Source organism: Flavobacterium tibetense (assembly GCF_003293845.1).
GTDB lineage: Bacteria > Bacteroidota > Bacteroidia > Flavobacteriales > Flavobacteriaceae > Flavobacterium > Flavobacterium tibetense.
On the sequence record NZ_QLST01000006.1, the window covers coordinates 128,839 to 147,742 of the forward strand.

General features: G+C 32.4%; 12 protein-coding genes. 11 read left to right on the forward strand and 1 reads right to left on the reverse strand.

The window, feature by feature from the left end; genetic code table 11:
• Positions 1-9: 9 nt before the first annotated feature.
• From DPN68_RS06390 to pheT, 4 genes are all read left to right on the forward strand, one after another.
• Positions 10-3,102 carry an efflux RND transporter permease subunit gene (locus DPN68_RS06390; protein ID WP_113988819.1) on the forward strand — a complete coding sequence of 1,031 codons (3,093 nt, stop codon included), beginning with the start codon at positions 10-12 and terminating at the stop codon, positions 3,100-3,102.
• A 2-nt stretch (positions 3,103-3,104) separates the two neighbouring features.
• On the forward strand, positions 3,105-4,409 hold the full coding sequence (locus DPN68_RS06395; protein ID WP_193477839.1) for a TolC family protein: 1,305 nt from the start codon (positions 3,105-3,107) through the stop codon (positions 4,407-4,409).
• Between the two features lie 34 nt (positions 4,410-4,443).
• A complete protein-coding gene (locus DPN68_RS06400; protein ID WP_113988821.1) occupies positions 4,444-5,307 on the forward strand; it encodes a bestrophin family protein in 864 nt (287 codons plus the stop codon).
• 80 nt (positions 5,308-5,387) lie between these two features.
• Positions 5,388-7,817: a phenylalanine--tRNA ligase subunit beta gene (pheT, locus tag DPN68_RS06405; protein ID WP_113988822.1), complete on the forward strand. Its 2,430-nt coding sequence runs from the start codon at positions 5,388-5,390 to the stop codon at positions 7,815-7,817.
• A 206-nt stretch (positions 7,818-8,023) separates the two neighbouring features.
• Here the strand turns inward: pheT and DPN68_RS06410 are convergent, their stop codons facing one another.
• Positions 8,024-10,702: a DUF7619 domain-containing protein gene (locus tag DPN68_RS06410; protein ID WP_113988823.1), complete on the reverse strand. Its 2,679-nt coding sequence runs from the start codon at positions 10,700-10,702 to the stop codon at positions 8,024-8,026.
• Positions 10,703-10,884: 182 nt separating this feature from the next.
• On the opposite strand from DPN68_RS06410, the gene DPN68_RS06415 reads away from it, so the two are divergent.
• The 7 genes from DPN68_RS06415 (at position 10,885) to DPN68_RS06445 (ending at position 18,836) form a co-directional block, all read left to right on the forward strand.
• Positions 10,885-11,643: a Rossmann-like and DUF2520 domain-containing protein gene (locus DPN68_RS06415; RefSeq protein WP_113988824.1), complete on the forward strand. Its 759-nt coding sequence runs from the start codon at positions 10,885-10,887 to the stop codon at positions 11,641-11,643.
• Complete coding sequence (locus tag DPN68_RS06420; protein WP_113988825.1) at positions 11,627-12,154, forward strand: KdsC family phosphatase; 528 nt, start codon at positions 11,627-11,629, stop codon at positions 12,152-12,154. The genes DPN68_RS06415 and DPN68_RS06420 overlap by 17 nt, the downstream gene beginning before the upstream one ends.
• Before the next feature lie 167 nt (positions 12,155-12,321).
• Positions 12,322-13,275 carry a geranylgeranylglycerol-phosphate geranylgeranyltransferase gene (locus DPN68_RS06425; protein ID WP_113988826.1) on the forward strand — a complete coding sequence of 318 codons (954 nt, stop codon included), beginning with the start codon at positions 12,322-12,324 and terminating at the stop codon, positions 13,273-13,275.
• Entirely contained in the window at positions 13,268-13,858 is a 591-nt protein-coding gene (locus DPN68_RS06430) for a Maf-like protein (protein ID WP_113988827.1), read from the forward strand. The genes DPN68_RS06425 and DPN68_RS06430 overlap by 8 nt, the downstream gene beginning before the upstream one ends.
• A complete protein-coding gene (locus DPN68_RS06435; protein WP_193477841.1) occupies positions 13,842-14,378 on the forward strand; it encodes a mechanosensitive ion channel domain-containing protein in 537 nt (178 codons plus the stop codon). The genes DPN68_RS06430 and DPN68_RS06435 overlap by 17 nt, the downstream gene beginning before the upstream one ends.
• 86 nt (positions 14,379-14,464) lie before the next feature.
• Positions 14,465-16,903, forward strand: coding sequence for a PIG-L family deacetylase (locus DPN68_RS06440; protein ID WP_113988828.1), 2,439 nt, complete (start codon positions 14,465-14,467; stop codon positions 16,901-16,903).
• Between the two features lie 253 nt (positions 16,904-17,156).
• A complete protein-coding gene (locus tag DPN68_RS06445; RefSeq protein WP_113988829.1) occupies positions 17,157-18,836 on the forward strand; it encodes a sodium:solute symporter in 1,680 nt (559 codons plus the stop codon).
• Positions 18,837-18,904: the final 68 nt, after the last annotated feature.

The following is an 18,904-nucleotide window of genomic DNA, read 5'->3' on the forward strand; positions in this document are numbered from 1 at the left end:
AAAACACCTATGAATCTATCAACCTTAAGTATAAAAAGACCCGTATTAGCCATTGTAATGAATTTAGCCATTGTTCTTTTTGGAATTATTGGTTATAATTTTTTGGGTGTTCGGGAATTTCCTTCCATTGATCCTGCACAAATTTCTGTTCGTACCAATTATACTGGAGCTAATGCGGATATCATTGAATCTCAAATTACCGAACCATTAGAAAAATCTTTGAATTCAATTGATGGTATTCGAAATATTACTTCTTCTAGTAATCAAGGAAGTAGTATTATAACTATTGAGTTTAATTTGGACAAAGACTTAGAAGAAGCGGCAAATGATGTAAGAGATAAAGTTTCTCAAGCTGTTAGATTATTACCTCAAGATATCGATTCTCAACCTATTGTCTCTAAAGCTGATGCCAATAGTGATGCCATAATTTCGATGACAGTACAAAGTAAAACTCGAAATTCATTGGAATTAAGTGATTACGCCGAAAATGTAATTAGTCCAAGAGTGGAATCAATACCAGGTGTAAGTGGTGTTCAAATTTGGGGACAAAAGCGCTATTCCATGCGAATGTGGATTTATCCAGAACGATTAGCTTCTTATGGAGTTACCGTTGGTGATGTTCGAAATGCATTAAACAAACAAAATGTAGAATTACCTTCAGGAAAAATTACAGGAGCCAATACCGAACTAACCGTTAAAACGATGGGAAATTTGAGTTCGGCTGAAGAATTCAATAATATTATCATTTATGCTGATGGAGAAAAAACGATTCGTTTTAGTGATATTGGTTTCGCAGAATTAGGTCCAGAAAATACCGAAACACAAATGACACAATCTGGAAAACCTTTAGTTGGTGTCGCAATTGTACCGCTTCCTGGCGCGAATTATTTGGATATTTCGGATGCGTTTTACAAAGAGTTTGATCGCTTAAAAAAGGAATTACCAGATGATATTGAATTGAATATCGCTATCGACACTACTGTTTTTGTAAAAAAATCGGTTGTAGAAGTTGTAGAAACTTTGTTGATTGCAATTGTTTTAGTAGTTTTAGTTATTTACTTCTTTTTCCGTGATTGGGCTATTGCATTCCGACCATTAATTGATATTCCGGTTTCTTTGATTGCTACATTCTTTATTATGTGGTTATTAGGTTTTTCTATCAACGTATTAACATTATTAGCTATTGTTTTAGCAACAGGTTTAGTAGTTGACGACGGAATTGTTGTAACTGAAAACATCTTCAAAAAAGTAGAAGAAGGCATGTCGCCTATTGAAGCGGCAGTTAAAGGTTCCAACGAAATTTTCTTTGCGGTAATTTCTATATCTGTAACTCTAGCTGCGGTATTCTTACCTGTAATCTTTTTAGAAGGATTCGTAGGCCGACTCTTTCGAGAGTTTGGTGTGGTTATCGGTGCTGCCGTATTGATATCTGCCTTTGTTTCCTTAACATTAACGCCAATGTTGAATGCGTATTTGATGAAACCAGGTAAACAAAAAGAATCTAAATTTTATCAATTAACGGAACCGTATTTCAAACAAATGAATACGTCTTATAAAGAAGCTTTGGTTGGTTTCTTAGGCAGAAAATGGTTAAGTTTTCCAATCATTGGAATTTGTTTTGGTATGATTGCTTTGTTTTATAGTATTTTACCAAAAGAAACGGCTCCTTTAGATGACCGAAGCGGATTTATAATGCGAATGAATACTCCAGAAGGTTCTTCTTACGAATACACCGATCGTTTCATGCAAGAAATTTCAAAATTGGTGGACGATTCTATTCCAGAAAAAAAAGTGAGTTTAGTTATTACGTCTCCTGGTTTTGGTGGAACAGCTGCTGTAAATAGTGGATTTATTCGAATTTCACTCAAAGAGGCAGAAGACAGAGAACGTTCTCAAAAAGAAATAGCAGACGATTTATCAAATTGGGTAAAACAATATCCCAATGCAAAAACTTCGATTATTCAACAACCAACAATTGCTGTAAATCGTCGTGGTGGCCTGCCTATTCAATATGTAATTCAAGCCAAAAACTTTGAAAAATTGGAAGAAAAAATTCCAGTTTTCATGGAAGAAGTAAGTAAAGATGAAACTTTTTCGATGTCAGATGTTAACTTGAAATTCAACAAACCTGAAATCAATGTAACTATCGACCGTGAAAAAGCGGAAAGTTTAGGAATTTCGGTTTTAGATGTGGCACAAACGTTACAATTGTCTTTGAGCGGACAACGTTTTGGTTATTTCATGATGAATGGTAAACAATATCAAGTCATTGGGCAATACCAAAAAGAAGGTCGTGATGCTCCACTAGATTTAACATCCATGTTTGTAAGAAACAATAAAGGCGATTTAATTCAAATGGACAATGTGGTTTCCATTGAAGAAAAAAGTAATCCGCCGCAGTTGTATCACAACAACCGTTACATGTCGGCAACAGTTTCTGCTGGTTTAGCTCCTGGAAAAAGCATGAATGACGGAATAAACGCCATGAACGCTATCAAAGAAAGAGTTTTAGACGAAAGTTTTACCGTAGATTTAGCTGGTGAATCGCGAGATTTCGTAGAAAGTAGTTCCAATACAGCTTTTGCTTTTGGGTTGGCTTTACTGCTTATTTTCTTGATATTAGCGGCTCAATTTGAAAGTTTTGTTGACCCATTGATTATCATTTTAACTGTTCCAATGGCGGTTGCTGGAGCGTTATTTTCGCTTTGGTTATTTGGGCAAACTTGGAATATCTTTAGTCAAATTGGAACTATTATGTTGATTGGTTTAGTAACCAAAAATGGAATTTTGATAGTAGAATTTGCGAACCAACTCCGAGAACAAGGAAAATCAAAATACGACGCTATTGTTGAAGCATCTGAATCCCGTTTACGACCAATTTTAATGACGAGTTTGACGGTAGCACTTGGTGCTTTACCTATTGCGCTTTCGTTAGGAGCTGCATCAGCTAGTAGAATGGGAATGGGTGTTGTAATTGTGGGCGGAACTTTGTTTTCATTGATATTAACACTATATGTAATTCCTGCTTTCTATTTAATGTGGTCCAAACAACGCAAACACCGACCAGAATTTGATAACTTAGAAGCTTTCGAAAAAGAATAATTATGCAACGTTTATTCCAATATATTATACTGTTTTTTCTGGTGCAATGGAGTGCTAATGCACAAACTTTGACCTTGGAACAAGCCATTCAATTGGCACTTGAAAACAATTATGACATTAAAATTGCCAAAAACAATTTAAAAATCGACGAAAGAAACAATACTATTGGTAATTCTGGTATGTTGCCCATTGTAAATGCAAATATTACGAATAACAATACCATCAACAACATAAATTTAACACAAGCTAATGGTGATGAAAGAGAATTAGAAGGTGTTCGTAACTTCAATTTGAACTACGGCGTTGGATTAGACTGGACTATTTTTGATGGTTTCAGAATGTTTGCCAGAAAAGAACAACTAAAAACACTAGAAGAACAAGGAAAAGCGGAACTTAAATTAGCCATTTTAACGAAAGTTGGCGATGTTTATGCTACGTATTTTGATTTAGTCCAACAACAATTGCAAATTGCGGCTTTAGATACGGCAATTGTAGTTTCCAAAGAACGTTTGAGAACAGCTGAAAACCGCTACTCCATTGGAAAAGCATCAAAATTAGAAGTGCTGAATGCAAAAGTGGATTTGAATACCGATATCAGTGTACAATTGAAACAACAAGAGTTACTAAAACAAACTAAAATCAGGTTGAACGAAATTTTAGCCAGAGATTTAGCTATAGAATTTCAAGTCACAAATGCGATTACCATTGACGAACAACTGAATTTTGAAGAATTACAAACCAATATTGAAAATCAAAATCCGCAATTGCAAGCGCAGGTTTTGGCAAAACGTGTTGCCGAACTCCAACTGAAACAAACGAAAGCCAATCGTTATCCAAATGTACAAATTAATACGGCTTATAACTTTACCCGTTCTGAATCGCCTTTTGGTTTCATTACGCAATCGTATGGTCGTGGTTTTGTTTATGGATTTACCGCTTCGGTTCCTGTTTTCAATGGTTTCAATCAAAATAGAAATGAAAAAGTAGCCCAATTGGAAGTAGAAAATGCGCAATTTCAATTGGAACAACAAAAAATGAACATTTCCGCCCAATTGAACAGCGCTTATGCTAGTTTTCAAACCAATTTACAATTAATAAAAGTGGAAGAAGCTAATTTAGAAATCGCAAGAGAAAATTTAGATATTACTTTAGCTAAATTTAAAATTGGAACAATCACCACTATTGAATTTAGAACGGCGCAACAAAACTACTTAGATGCTTCGGTTCGTTATGCCAATGCCCAATATTTAGCTAAATTGACGGAAATTAATTTGAAAGAATTGGCAGGAAGTTTATCATTGGAATAATTTCTTACTTTTACATTCCAATTTTAGCTGTTTTATGATTCAATACAATCCCAAAGACTGGATTACCTTTATTTTCAGATTTCACAAATCGGATACGTTTCGCCAATTGTTTCCTATGATGGTATTCATTGGTTTGTATTCGTATGCCATTGGTTATTTGGAAATGGAATATTGGCAACTTTCAGAAAAAAGTTTCGTAAAAAACATCACAATTATGCATGGCATGCTGGGTTTTGTGATTTCATTGCTTTTGGTTTTTAGAACGAATACCGCTTATGATCGTTGGTGGGAAGGACGAAAACTTTGGGGCGAATTGGTTAACAACAGCAGGAATTTGGCATTAAAATTAAGTGTTATCCTAAAAGAAGAGCACGATAGAAATTATTTCAAAAAGTTAATTCCAAGTTATGCCTCCGTTTTACAAAAGCATTTGGCAAATGATGACACGGCAAAAGTGTTGTTTGAAGGTTTAGTTTTGGAAATTGACCAACACAAACACAAACCCAATCAAGTGGCTAAGATGTTATACCAAAAAATTCAAGATTTGTATGAACAAGGTAAAATTTCTGGTGACCAATTACTTATTTTGAATCAAGAATTAATTTCATTTACCAATGTTTGTGGTGCTTGCGAACGTATCAAAAACACACCTATTCCCTACTCTTACAGTGCTTTTATCAAGAAATTTATTTTCTTTTATATTATGACATTGCCTTTTGGTTATGTGTTTAGTTTAGGTTACTACGTAATTCCTGTTGTAGTTTTTATCTTTTACGTGCTAGCTAGTTTGGAATTAATTGCAGAAGAAATTGAAGATCCATTTGGTTATGATGCCAATGATTTACCAACAGAAAAAATTGCTGCCAACATCAAAAAACATGTAGAAGAAATTCTTTAAAAGAAATCGATTTTTCTAAATTCTATTTTCAATTTTCTAAATTTTAAAAGTATCTTTGCAAACTTAAAATTCGATACAAAATGCGTATTTCATACAATTGGTTAAAACAATTTATTAAAATCGATTTGGCTGCTGAAGAAACAGCTGATTTACTTACCGATTTAGGTTTAGAAGTTGAAGGTGTTGATAAATATGAAAGCTTAAAAGGTGGTTTACAAGGCGTTGTTGTTGGACACGTGCTAACTTGCGAAAAACATCCTGATGCTGACAAACTTAAAATCACGACGGTTGATTTAGGCGATGGAAATGCTCCAGTGCAAATCGTTTGTGGTGCGCCAAATGTAGCGGCTGGACAAAAAGTTCCTGTAGCAACTATTGGTACCAAAGTTTTTGATAAAGAAGGAAACGCATTCGAAATAAAAAAAGGTAAAATTCGCGGACAAGAAAGTCACGGAATGATTTGTGCCGAAGACGAATTAGGTCTAGGAAGCAATCATGATGGTATTATGATTTTGGCTGACGACTTAAAGCCAGGAACACCAGCAGCAAAAATTTTTGAAGTAGAAAACGATGAAGTTTTTGAAATTGGTTTAACACCCAATCGTGCGGATGCTATGTCACATTTAGGTGTGGCTCGTGATTTAAAAGCTGGTTTTGCACAAAAAGGAAAAAACTTCGAACTAATTACGCCGTCAGTTAGTAATTTTAAAGTAGACAAACGCACTTTAAAAATTGATGTATCTGTTGAAAACGAAAAATTAGCACCAAGATATTGTGGAGTTACGATTTCGGGTGTTACTGTAAAACCTTCTCCTTCATGGTTACAAAATCGTTTAAAAGCTATTGGTTTAACGCCAAAAAACAATATTGTTGATGTTACTAATTATGTATTGCACGAATTAGGTCAACCACTTCATGCCTTTGACGCCAACCAAATTAAAGGCGGAAAAGTTATTGTAAAAACAGTTGCCGCTGGAACTAAATTCACTACGCTTGATGATATTGAAAGAACGTTAGATGCCGAAGATTTGATAATTTGTCATGCTGAAGGTCCAATGTGTATTGCGGGTGTTTTTGGTGGAAAAGATTCTGGAGTAAGTGAAAACACACAAGCAATCTTTTTAGAAAGTGCGTATTTTAATCCAGTGAGTATTAGAAAAACAGCGAAACGTCATGCATTAAGTACGGATGCTTCCTTCCGTTTCGAAAGAGGAATTGATCCAAGTATTACCGAATATGCTTTAAAACGTGCGGCATTATTAATTCAAGAAGTGGCTGGTGGAGAAATCACTTCGGATATAACGGATATTTATCCAAAAAAGATTGAAGATTTCCAAGTATTTTTGAATTTCAATAACGTAACCAAAATTATTGGGGAAGAAATTCCAAAAGAAACGATTAAGAAGATTTTGGTTTCATTAGAAATGAAAATCAATAATATTACCGATGCAGGAATTGGTTTAATTATTCCAGCGTATCGCGTGGATGTACAACGAGAAATTGATGTTATTGAAGATATTTTACGTGTTTACGGCTACAATAATATTGCTATTCCAAAGAAATTAAACGCTACCATTGCCAATTCTTCTAGAACAGAAGAATACAAAGTGCAAAATATCATTGCTAACCAATTGTGTACTTTGGGTTTCAATGAAATGATGGCGAATTCATTAACAACACCAGATTACATCAAGCTTTCTGAAAACTTAAAAGAAGAATTCAATGTAATCATGTTAAATCCGTTGAGCAATGATTTATCGGCTATGCGTCAATCGTTGTTGTTTTCTGGTTTAGAAGCTGTTTCATTCAATATAAATCGTAGAAAAAGTGATTTAAAAATGTTTGAATTTGGTAAAACCTACCACAAAATGCCTTCGGGTTATGATGAAATCAAGCATTTATCCTTGTTTTTAACAGGAAATCGCAAAGAGGAAAGTTGGACACAAGCCAATCAAAAATCTGATTTCTTCTTGTTTAGAGGTTATATCAATACCGTTTTAAGTCGATTGGGAATTGATACCAAAGTTACGGTTCTTCCTGTTGAAAGTGATGTTTTTGCAGAAGGAATTGCGCTAGCTATTGGTAAAGAAATCATCGTAGAATTGGGAACCATCAAAAAAGGAATTCTAAAACATTTTGATATCAAGCAAGAAGTTTTATTTGCTGATTTTTATTGGGGACGCATTCAAAAATATGTAAGTACCAAAATTAAGTTTACTGATATTCCAAAATACCCTGAAGTTCGTAGAGATTTAGCTCTATTGCTTGACGAATCGGTATCTTTTGAAAAAGTGTATCAAATTGCCAAACAAACAGAAAAATCATTATTGAAAGAAATCAATTTGTTTGACGTTTACCAAGGCAAAAACTTACCTGAAGGCAAAAAATCATATGCCGTAAGTTTTATACTTCAAGATACAACAAAAACCCTAACCGATGCTCAAATTGATAAAACAATGAGCAAGTTACAAGGAAATTTTGAAAAAGAACTTGGTGCAACATTAAGATAATTAAAAACCTGACAGGTTTCAGAAACCTGTCAGGTTTAATCATAACAAAAACTCCCGATTCATAGAATCGGGAGTTTTTGTTTATTTATATGCTAAGCTTTTAGAAACTTAGTATTTACTACTAAAAGAAAATTTTACAAATATTTTCTTAAAACCTGACAGGTTTCGGAAACCTGTCAGGTTTATTTAACTAAATAAATCTTGAACTACTCCTTAATAAACTTAGTATTTGCTGTTCCTTTATCTGTATTTACTTTTACGAAATAAATTCCTGAAGTTAAATTTGAGATGTCAACTCTATTTGAAGTATTCGCAACCGCCATTACAATTTGCCCTAATTGATTGTAAATTTCCATTGAATTCACTATTAAATCTTGTTTAGATTGAATGTTTAAAACATCTTTTACAGGATTTGGATAGAGTGTAAAATAAGAACTAAATTCAAAACTTTGGTTATTCAATAATTGAACTGTTGTTGTATAATTGTTAGTGACTATTGGAAAATTATAATCAAAATAAATATTCACTTGATTACTAAATGTGTCACCAATAATTAATGTTGGTAATGTTTTAATTTTAAATAAAACATAGCCATCATTAGTAGCGTCATCAAAATCTAAATTGATGTTTTCAAAAATAAACTCTACTTTATTTCCACTAATTCTCGTAAAAAATTCATGACTACTATTTAACGGAACTAAAGTAGCAATATCAAATTTAGATGTATCAATCATATCTTTAACTACAATATTCTCTGCAAAATAAGTTCCCGTATTTTCAAAACGAATTAAATAATACACATACTCTCCCACCATACTAGGCTCAATAGTTTCTCCTTGAAGACACGTTTTATCATTTGGATCGTATGAACCTACAACCGTTTGGTCTAAAGTAAATGTATTATCAGCTGGCGTTTCATCAGTATTTGTAGTGGTAATTGTTGCTATATAATTCAAAACATCTCCATTGTTAACCGCCGGAGTTTCCATAGTAGAGTTTACATTGAAAGTAATTTCAATTTCTCTAGTTTCAAAAGGTTGTAAATTACTATAATCCCAAGTAAAACTATTTACAGCTGAGTTATTATAAACAGGAGTTGCAGAAACATAATCTAATCTAGTATCATCAAAAGTTAAACTTACTGAACCGTTTTCAACTTGATTTCCTTTGTTTCGATAAACCAATTTATAATCAGCATCAAAACCTGGCCTTGCAGGAGTTGTAGGTAAAACCATAACTTCAACATCAGATTTTATACCATTAGCAGTAACACAAAAATCTTGAATAAACGGACTTGCTTGTGTTGGGAAATCAACTGTAAAATTGGTTGGAGAAATATTAAAATAGGTTGGGTTTTCAGGATTGGGAGTAATTGTGTGGTTTCCAGCTTGAACTGGACTGTAATAATTTCCTGTTTGGTTTGCAATTAGTGAACCTGTATTTGCTCCGTCGGTAACTAAAAAATTTAAGTTAGAAAAATTGATATCTGAAACATCGCAGCCATTATTGTTTAAATCAAATTTTGTATTTCCTGAAATTTCATAGAAAACACCTCCAGGAACAAATGTACAATAGGTGTTTACATGACAATTAATATAATTATATGCATTTATTTTTTGCTGTATCAAATCAATATCTTCATCGTCTGCACAGATATATTGCAAATTTTGATTGTAGGAAAAATCTAAAATTGTCCAAGAATCATTATTGTTTTTAATATTTAAATTTGTAATTTGGTTTCCGTAACAAATCAAAGAATTTAAATTGTAACAATCTGAAACGTCTAAGTTAATCAATTCATTATTTTCACAATTCAAAGTTTGCAAACTATTGGAACCTAATAAATTTAAATTTGTTAACATATTAAAATTGCAATCCAAAAATTGTAAATTATCTAACTCTGAAACATTCAATGTAGATAATTCATTAAAACCACAATTTAAAGTTCGTAAATTAATTAATCCAGAAAAATTTATATTTGCCAATTGATTATTGTAACAATCTAAATTTTGAAGATTAGTCAAACCTGACAAATTTAAACTTGTTAATTGATTTTCAGAACATACCAGACTCTGCAAATTAGTTAAGCCAGACAAGTTTAAACTTGAAATAAAATTATTATTACAAAATACAAATTTTAAATTCAATAAATTAGAAAGATCTAAACTTGAAAGTTGATTATTAATTAAAGTCAATTCCCTTAAGTTTATTAAGGTAGATAAATCTATATTATTTATTGGATTGTTACCACAATTTAATTCTAATAAATTAATTGCATTTGAAACATTTAAACTTGTAATCTGATTATCATAACATTTTAAAATCTCTAAATTAATTAAATCCGAAACACTTAAAATAGTTATTTGATTATCAATACAATTCAATTTTTTTAAATTATTAAAACCCATAAGGTTTAAACTTGTTAATCGATTATATTTACAATCTAAATTTTGCAAGGCAAATAAACCAGAAATATTCAAATTCGTTAATTGATTTGAACCACAACTTAAAACTTTTAAATTAGTTGAATTCGAGACATTTAAATTTACAACTTGATTACCCGTTAAATTCAAATAAATTAAATTAGTAAAATATTCAATTCCTGACATATCATCAATTGAATATAAAGAAACATCTAGCCATTTTATTGCTTGCGCTTCATCAACTTCAATCTCTCCATTATTATTTGTATCAATTTTGCTATATGAAGTAACTGACCATGAATCACTTAATACATCATAAACAGGTTCTTGAGTCGATGCTATTAGGTTATTAGTATTAGCTTCTAATAATTTTGCTTTAAAATAAACATCAGGAATATTCACAATCTGCGCATTACCAAAAAAACCAATAATCAAAAAGAATAAAAAGTAAAGTTTTTTCATTAAGGTACTTTTTTTGTAAAGAAAAAAAGAAAATTGATAAAAAAGAAATTTTTACAAATATTTTCTTAATTGAAAGTAAAAGGTTTCGGAAATCCGATAGGTTTGTTAAACTAAATACATTTAGAACTTTCTCGTTTTAGAAACCTGTCAGGTTTATCATTAAAATTTACTATTTTTACCCCATGATTAAAGTAGTACTTTTAGGTTCAGGAAATGTAGCCCAACACTTAATAGAAGTGATGAAGAACGTGTCTTCTATTGATTTAGTTCAAGTTTTTGCTCGCAATTCGAACCAATTGAATCATTTACTTCCATCATCAAAAATAGTTTCCGATTACCAAAAAATTGCAGCTGCTGATGTTTACATTATTTCGGTTTCTGATAATGCTATTGCTGAAGTTTCAGGGAAATTACCTTTTGATAATCGTTTGGTAGTGCATACTTCGGGTTCGTCGGATTTGTCTGTTTTGGATAATAAAAATAGAAAAGGTGTTTTTTATCCGCTACAAACATTTACTAAAGGCAAAAAAGTCGACTTCACTCCTATTCCGATTTGCTTAGAAACTGAAAATGAACAAGATTACCAACTTTTGAAAAACCTTGGCAATTGCATTTCGAAAAAAGTATTCCAAATTAATTCGGAACAACGAAAAAGTTTGCATGTTGCCGCTGTTTTTGTTTGTAATTTTGTAAATCATTTGTATCAAATTGGAAATAAAATTTGTGAAGCCAACCAAATTCCTTTCGAAGTTTTACATCCATTGATTCAAGAAACGGCTCAAAAGATTTTGGAATTAAAACCAAAAGAAGCACAAACAGGTCCAGCTTTACGCAACGATACCAAAACCATTCAAAAACATTTGGATTTTTTATCCGATGAAAACTATACAACCATTTATAAACTTTTAACTCAATCCATACAAAATGGCAACAAGCTATAAAGAACTCATGAACCAGATTACCACATTTATTTTTGATGTGGACGGCGTTTTAACCGATGGAACCATTCACGTAACAGAAACTGGTGAAATGCTAAGAAACATGAATATCCGCGATGGTTATGCTATGAAAGCTGCCGTTGAAAATGGCTATACGGTTTGTATCATTTCGGGCGGAAAAAACGAAGGTGTTCGTGTGCGATTGAGAAATTTAGGCATTACCGATATTTATTTAGGTGTTTCCGATAAAGTAGAAACGTTTAAAGAATTCATCGATATTTACAACATCAAACCCGAACAAGTGTTGTACATGGGCGATGATATCCCGGATTATCACGTCATGCAATTGGTAGGATTGCCAACGTGTCCACAAAACGCCGCTCCAGAAATTAAAGGTTTGAGCACGTATATTTCTCACATCGAAGGCGGAAAAGGTTGCGTTCGCGATGTCATCGAACAAGTAATGAAAGTACAAGGCAAATGGATGGAACATTTTGATGCACGATACGATTAAATGATGGATGTTGGAAGTTGGAAGTTGGAATCAACCTTACAGAAAGTAAAACGCCTCTGTGTAGCTCTTTCAACATAATCCAAATCAAAAAACTTCGTGGAACTCTGTGTAAAACTTCGTGAAACTTTGTGTTACAAACTTGAAACTTAAAACAAACAAAAAACTAAATGAAATACCTTAAACTCATTCGAATTCAAAACTTGTTATTGCTTGCTTTTATGCAGGTTTTATTTCGTTATACTTTTTTAAAAACAGCCACTTTTACGACTTTAACAAGCACGAATAACTTTTTAGCATTATCGCATTTTCAGTTTTTCTTATTGGTATTGGCAACGGTTTGTATTGCTGCTGCTGGTTATGTAATTAATGACATTGTAGATCAAACGACTGATGAAATTGCAAAAAAACGTATCGTGGGTAAAACCATTTCAGAAAGTACGGCTTACAATTTATATGTAGCTTTGAATTTAATTGGTGTTGGAAGTGGATTTTATATTTCCAATGTGATTCAAAAACCAAGTTTTGCCGCTTTATTTATCTTTACAGCAGCTATTTTATATATTTATGCTACTTGGTTGAAACAAATTGCTATTGTTGGGAATATCGTTGTCGCTTTAGTTTTATCCTTTAGTATCTTGATTTTAGGAATTTTCGATTTAGTACCATCTACTCACGAAGGAAATGAAATTTGGGAAGGAAATAAAGTCCAAATGCGAAGAGTTTTCAGTATTTTAACCGATTATGCCATTTTTGCTTTTATCATCAATTTCTTAAGAGAATTAGTCAAAGATATTGAAGATACCGATGCTGATTATGCCAGCGGAATAGCGACCTTACCAGTTTTGATTGGTAAAAGCAGAACCATAAAAATTGTTTTTGGTTTATCGTTTTTACCCATAATTCTGTTGGTTTTCTATATGAACAATAATCTAGCCAATTACGATTATGCCGTTTATTATTTCTTGCTTTTCATTATTGCTCCTTTGTTGTTTTTTACCATCAAATCATGGTCAGCCAAAACACAAAAGGATTTTACTAATTTGAGTTTATTATTGAAAATCATTTTATTTTTTGGAATACTTTCAATTGCTGTAATTACATATTCAATTCCTAATGCTTAGAGAAAAATTACTAGACAAACGCATCATTCTAGCTTCAGGTTCGCCAAGAAGGCAACAGTTTTTACGCGAATTGGATATCGACTTTACAATCCAAATCAAAGAAGTTGAAGAAATTTATCCCAATGATTTACAAGCTTCGGAAATCACAATATTCTTGGCAGAATTAAAAGCTAATGCATTCGATTTATTGGAAGAAAATGAAATCCTAATTACCAGTGATACTATCGTTTGGCACGAAAACAAAGCATTAGGAAAACCTAAAGATGCTCAAGATGCTTTTGAAATGTTACAATCACTTTCTGGAAAAACACATGAAGTAATCACTTCCGTTTGTTTTAAAACCAAAAACTCATTGGAAACCATAACAGAAACAACAAAAGTGACATTTAATTCGTTATCTGATGAAGCCATTCGTTATTACATTGAAACATACAAACCTTTCGATAAAGCTGGTTCTTATGGCATTCAAGAATGGATTGGACTTGTTGGAATTGCAAAAATTGAAGGTTCTTATACCAATGTAGTGGGACTTCCCGTTGATAAAGTATGTAAAAAACTAATTCATTATGCTGAAATTAATTGATAATCCGTACTTAATAGAGGAAATAATTACCCTAATTACTTTGGTAACTTATTTTATTTCTAAAGCATTAACCGTCAAAATAGTAAGACGTTTTGCAAAATCTAATGAAGTTTTAGAGCACAGAGCTAATTTGGTAATCAAATACATCAATTTACTAATTGGTATGCTTGCCTTATTTACTATAATTATTGCTTGGGGTGTTAAAAAAGACCAAATATTATTATTTATTTCATCTGTTTTTGCTGTTGTTGGTGTAGCTTCTTTTGCTCAATGGTCGATATTAAGTAATATTACAGCAGGAATCGTCTTGTTTTTTTCTTATCCATTTAAAATTGGTGATAAGATTAGAATTCACGATAAAGATTTTCCAATCGAAGCCGAAATTGAAGATATCAAAGCATTCTATATCTTATTAAAAAGTAATGAAGGTGAATTAATTACATTTCCAAATAACTTATTGATGCAAAAAGGAATTTCAATAGTAAATGAACCTATTGAGCGTAGCGAATTTACAGACTAAATCAATTGATAAAAAACTGTTAAAAAAGGAAGTCTAAAAAGCTTCCTTTTTCTTTATTGTTTACTTTTGAGTCCAAACCTAAACCAATGAAACTAAAATACTGTTTTATACTACTATTTTTTATTACCAAAATAGTTGCCCAAACACCAACAAAACCAAATAGTACTGAAATCTACGAGCAAATTCAAAAACTCAATTTCCTAGGAAAAGTGTTGTACGTTGCGGCACATCCTGATGATGAAAATACACGGTTAATCACTTATTTATCCAATTATTATCATGCAAATACCGCTTATTTATCGTTAACTCGTGGTGATGGCGGTCAAAATTTAATTGGTCCAGAACTCAAAGAAAAATTAGGCGCTATCAGAACACAAGAACTTTTAGCAGCCCGAAAAATCGATGGTGGAACGCAGTTTTTTACCCGTGCCAATGACTTCGGATATAGTAAAGAACCCAACGAAACTTTCGCTATTTGGAACAAAAAAGAAGTTTTAGAAGATGTTATACAAGTAATTGAAAACTTCCAACCGGATATTGTAATCAACCGTTTCAATCACAGAACTCCAGGAACTACACACGGACATCACACAGCATCCGCAATTTTGAGTTTAGAAGCGTATGAAACTGTAAAATTTCAACCGAAACGTATTTTCTTCAATACATCTTGGTGGTTTTATGGCTCAGAAGAAAATTTCAATAAAGCCGATAAATCCAAATTACTCACTTTCAATGCCAATGTTTATTATCCGTTAAAAGGAAAAAGCAATCACGAAATCGCTGCGTTAAGCCGAAGTCAACACAAATGTCAAGGCTTTGGAACTTTGGGAAGTCGTGGTGAAGATTTAGAATATTTAGAATTACTAAAAGGAACATTACCACCAAAAGACAACCTTTTCGAAGGAATAGAAACTTCATGGAAACGCGTAAATGGTGGCGATAACATTGCAAAAATTTTACTTCCAATAGAGAACAACTTCAATTTCCAAAATCCGTCAATTCATATTCCAGAATTAATTAAAGCATATAAACTCATCCAAAAACTAGAAGATAATCATTGGAAAAACATCAAATCTAACGAAATTAAAGCGATAATCGAAAATTGTTTAGGTTTGTTTTTGGAAGGAATTGCTTCAACAGAAATCGCCACACGAAACAGCGAAATCGAAATTAATTTGGAAGCTATTAATCGCAGTGGAATCAATGTGAAATTGGAAAATATTTCACTTTTAAACCAAGAAAAAATTACTGTAAACCAATTACTTAAAAATAACGAAAAGTTTAGTAAATCGGTTCCGTTTGTAATTAACAAAAACATTCCGTATTCCAATTTATACTGGCTAAACGAAAAACAACAAGACGGTTTATACACCGTTTCTGATAAAAACTTGCGTAATTTACCTGAAGTTGCGCTTCCGTTTCCGATAATTTTTGAATTAAGTATTGAAAATGAATCGTTTACATTTACAAAAAATCTAGCATTCAAGAAAAATGAACCTGATTTTGGTGAAACGTATAGTCCGTTTGTAGTAGCTCCCAAGTTTTCCTTGCAATTTTTGAATAAAGTAGCAATTTTCAACGCCAATCAATCCAAAGAAATTCAAGTAAAAGTAACTGCTTTCGAAAATAATGCCAAAGGAATTTTAAAATTAAACCTTCCAGCTTCTTGGCAAATTTCTCCACAAGAAATTCCAGTTTCCATTGGAACAAAAGGTGAAACTAAAACGTTTACTTTTAGCGTAACTTCTTCCAAAAATGAAGAAAATTTGCAGATTTTAGCCCAAATTCAATCAGAAAACAGCATTTTCAATCAAGAAGTCACACAAATCAAATACAATCATATTCCAACCCAAACCTTATTAGAAGCCTCAGAAGCTAAATTTGTGAATTTGAACATCAAAACCAAAGGAAAAAACATTGGTTATGTCATGGGCGCTGGAGATGAAGTGGGAAAATATTTAGAAAATTTAAATTACAAAATTACGTATTTGGAAGCCAAAGATTTAGAGAGCAATTCCATCCAACAATTTGATGCGATTATTCTTGGAATTCGTGCTTTTAATGTGGTAAATGAATTGAAATTTAAGAACAAAATCTTGTTTGATTATGTGAAAAATGGCGGAAATGTTATCGTGCAATACAACACTACTAATAATTTGGTAACCAAAGAAATTGCGCCATTTGAATTGAAAATTTCAAGAGACAGAGTAACAGAAGAAGATGCTCCAGTTGCGTTTTTAAGTCCAAAACATCCCGTTTTAAACCAACCAAATCTAATTACCAATCAAGATTTTGACGGCTGGATTCAGGAACGCGGTTTGTATTTCCCAAATGAATGGAGTAACGAATTTATTCCTATCTTAGCCATGAATGACAAAGGCGAATCACCATCAAAAGGTAGTTTATTGGTAGCCAAACACGGAAAAGGCAATTACATTTACACCGGTTTATCCTTTTTTAGAGAATTACCAGAAGGCGTTAGCGGCGCCTACAAATTGCTAGCGAATTTGATTGCATTGGAGTGATGATAGGTGATGGATGATGGATGATGGATGATGGATGATGGATGTATGGATGATGGATGATGGATGATGGATGATGGATGATGGATGATGGAAGTGTCAACTTGAAACTTGAAACCAAAAACAACAAACCATAAACAACAAACTATAAAAATGGAAAAAAAACATCAATGGAAAAAAAGCTATACTTTGGTCTTGTTAATCAACGCCATTTATATTCTTATTTTTTATCTACTAATGGAAATTTACAGCTAATATGGAACATTTAGATTGGATTGTATTAGCAGTAACCTTACTTTTCATAGTAATTTACGGAGCCATAAAAACAAAAGGAAGTGCCAACGTAAAAGACTACTTACTTGACAACAACGAAACGCCATGGTTCACCGTTGGAGTTTCTGTGATGGCAACACAAGCTAGTGCTATTACGTTTTTATCTACTCCAGGTCAAGCCTATCACGACGGAATGGGGTTTGTACAGTTTTATTTTGGTTTACCCTTAGCCATGATTGTAATTGCTTATACTTTTGTTCCCATTTATCATCGATTAAAAGTTTACACGGCTTACGAATATTTAGAACAACGTTTTGATTTAAAAACACGTTCCTTGGCAGCCATTTTATTTTTAATCCAACGCGGTTTAGGAACTGGAATTACCATTTATGCACCATCCATTATTCTTTCGGCATTATTAGGTTGGAACTTGACATTCTTGAATATTATCATTGGTGTTTTGGTAATCATTTATACTGTAACTGGTGGTACCAAAGCAGTTAATATGACTCAAAAACAGCAGATGTTTGTGATCATGTCGGGCATGTTTATTACCTTTTTTGTTATTTTATCCTATTTGCCAGAAGATTTGAACTTTTCAAATGCCTTACATGTCGCAGGAGCCAATGGTAAAATGGATATTTTAGATTTTTCCTATAATCCTGAAACACGCTACACGTTTTGGAGTGGAATTACTGGAGGTTTTTTCTTGATGTTAGCTTATTTTGGAACAGACCAATCACAAGTTGGAAGATATTTATCTGGAAAATCAATCAAGGAAAGTCAAATGGGATTAATCATGAACGGAATTTTGAAAGTTCCCATGCAATTTTTCATCTTATTGACTGGTGTAATGGTTTTTGTTTTTTTCCAATTTAATGATACGCCGTTACATTTTAATCCTTCCAATGTAAAAAAGGTAAAAGCTTCAACTGAAAAAGTAGCATATGAAGCTATTGAATCACAACTTGCAGAATTAAACAGTGAAAAAAAAGTGGTTAATCAAATTTATATTGAGCAATTGCAACATAATGAATATGACAATCCAACTTTAAAAAAACAAATGATTGCCTTAGCGGATAAAGAAAAAGAATTACGAGAAGCTGGCAAAAAAGTAATTGAAAAAGTGAATAAAAATGCAGAAACCAATGATAAAGATTACGTTTTTCTCTATTTCATTCTCAATTATTTACCAAAAGGACTTCTTGGTTTGCTTTTAGCGGTAATCATGAGCGCTGCCATGTCGTCAAGTGCTTCTGGTTTGAATTCATTAGCTGCTACTACCGCTATTGATATTTACAAGAGAAATGTTAGTGTGAAATCAGACAAACATTATGTGTACGCAACACAATTCTTCACTCTATTTTGGGGAATTGTCGCTATTATTTTTGCTTGTATGAGTTCATTGTTCGAGAATTTAATTCAATTGGTAAATATTATTGGTTCTGTTTTTTATGGAACGGTTTTAGGGATTTTCTTAATCGGATTTTATATCAACTACGTCAAAGGAAAAGCGGTTTTCATTGGTGCTTGTATTAGTCAATTGGCTATTTTTTATATCTATTATTTAGATATTGTTAGTTATTTATGGTTGAATGCCATTGGAGCTGGAATGACCATTGTTTTATCTTTAATACTACAACGCTATTACAACAAAAACTAAGTTGGAATAACCCTAAATTTTTCAATAATTTGAAAAGTAAGTATAAAAAAAGTCCCGACAATCATCGG

What these genes read in the sequence shown, in the direction of transcription:
- DPN68_RS06390 (WP_113988819.1), top strand. Translation starts at nt 10, where the DNA reads ATGAATCTATCAACCTTAAGTATAAAAAGACCCGTATTAGCCATTGTA.
- DPN68_RS06395 (WP_193477839.1), top strand. Translation starts at nt 3,105, where the DNA reads ATGCAACGTTTATTCCAATATATTATACTGTTTTTTCTGGTGCAATGG.
- DPN68_RS06400 (WP_113988821.1), top strand. Translation starts at nt 4,444, where the DNA reads ATGATTCAATACAATCCCAAAGACTGGATTACCTTTATTTTCAGATTT.
- pheT (WP_113988822.1), top strand. Translation starts at nt 5,388, where the DNA reads ATGCGTATTTCATACAATTGGTTAAAACAATTTATTAAAATCGATTTG.
- DPN68_RS06410 (WP_113988823.1), bottom strand. Translation starts at nt 10,702, where the DNA reads ATGAAAAAACTTTACTTTTTATTCTTTTTGATTATTGGTTTTTTTGGT.
- DPN68_RS06415 (WP_113988824.1), top strand. Translation starts at nt 10,885, where the DNA reads ATGATTAAAGTAGTACTTTTAGGTTCAGGAAATGTAGCCCAACACTTA.
- DPN68_RS06420 (WP_113988825.1), top strand. Translation starts at nt 11,627, where the DNA reads ATGGCAACAAGCTATAAAGAACTCATGAACCAGATTACCACATTTATT.
- DPN68_RS06425 (WP_113988826.1), top strand. Translation starts at nt 12,322, where the DNA reads ATGAAATACCTTAAACTCATTCGAATTCAAAACTTGTTATTGCTTGCT.
- DPN68_RS06430 (WP_113988827.1), top strand. Translation starts at nt 13,268, where the DNA reads ATGCTTAGAGAAAAATTACTAGACAAACGCATCATTCTAGCTTCAGGT.
- DPN68_RS06435 (WP_193477841.1), top strand. Translation starts at nt 13,842, where the DNA reads ATGCTGAAATTAATTGATAATCCGTACTTAATAGAGGAAATAATTACC.
- DPN68_RS06440 (WP_113988828.1), top strand. Translation starts at nt 14,465, where the DNA reads ATGAAACTAAAATACTGTTTTATACTACTATTTTTTATTACCAAAATA.
- DPN68_RS06445 (WP_113988829.1), top strand. Translation starts at nt 17,157, where the DNA reads ATGGAACATTTAGATTGGATTGTATTAGCAGTAACCTTACTTTTCATA.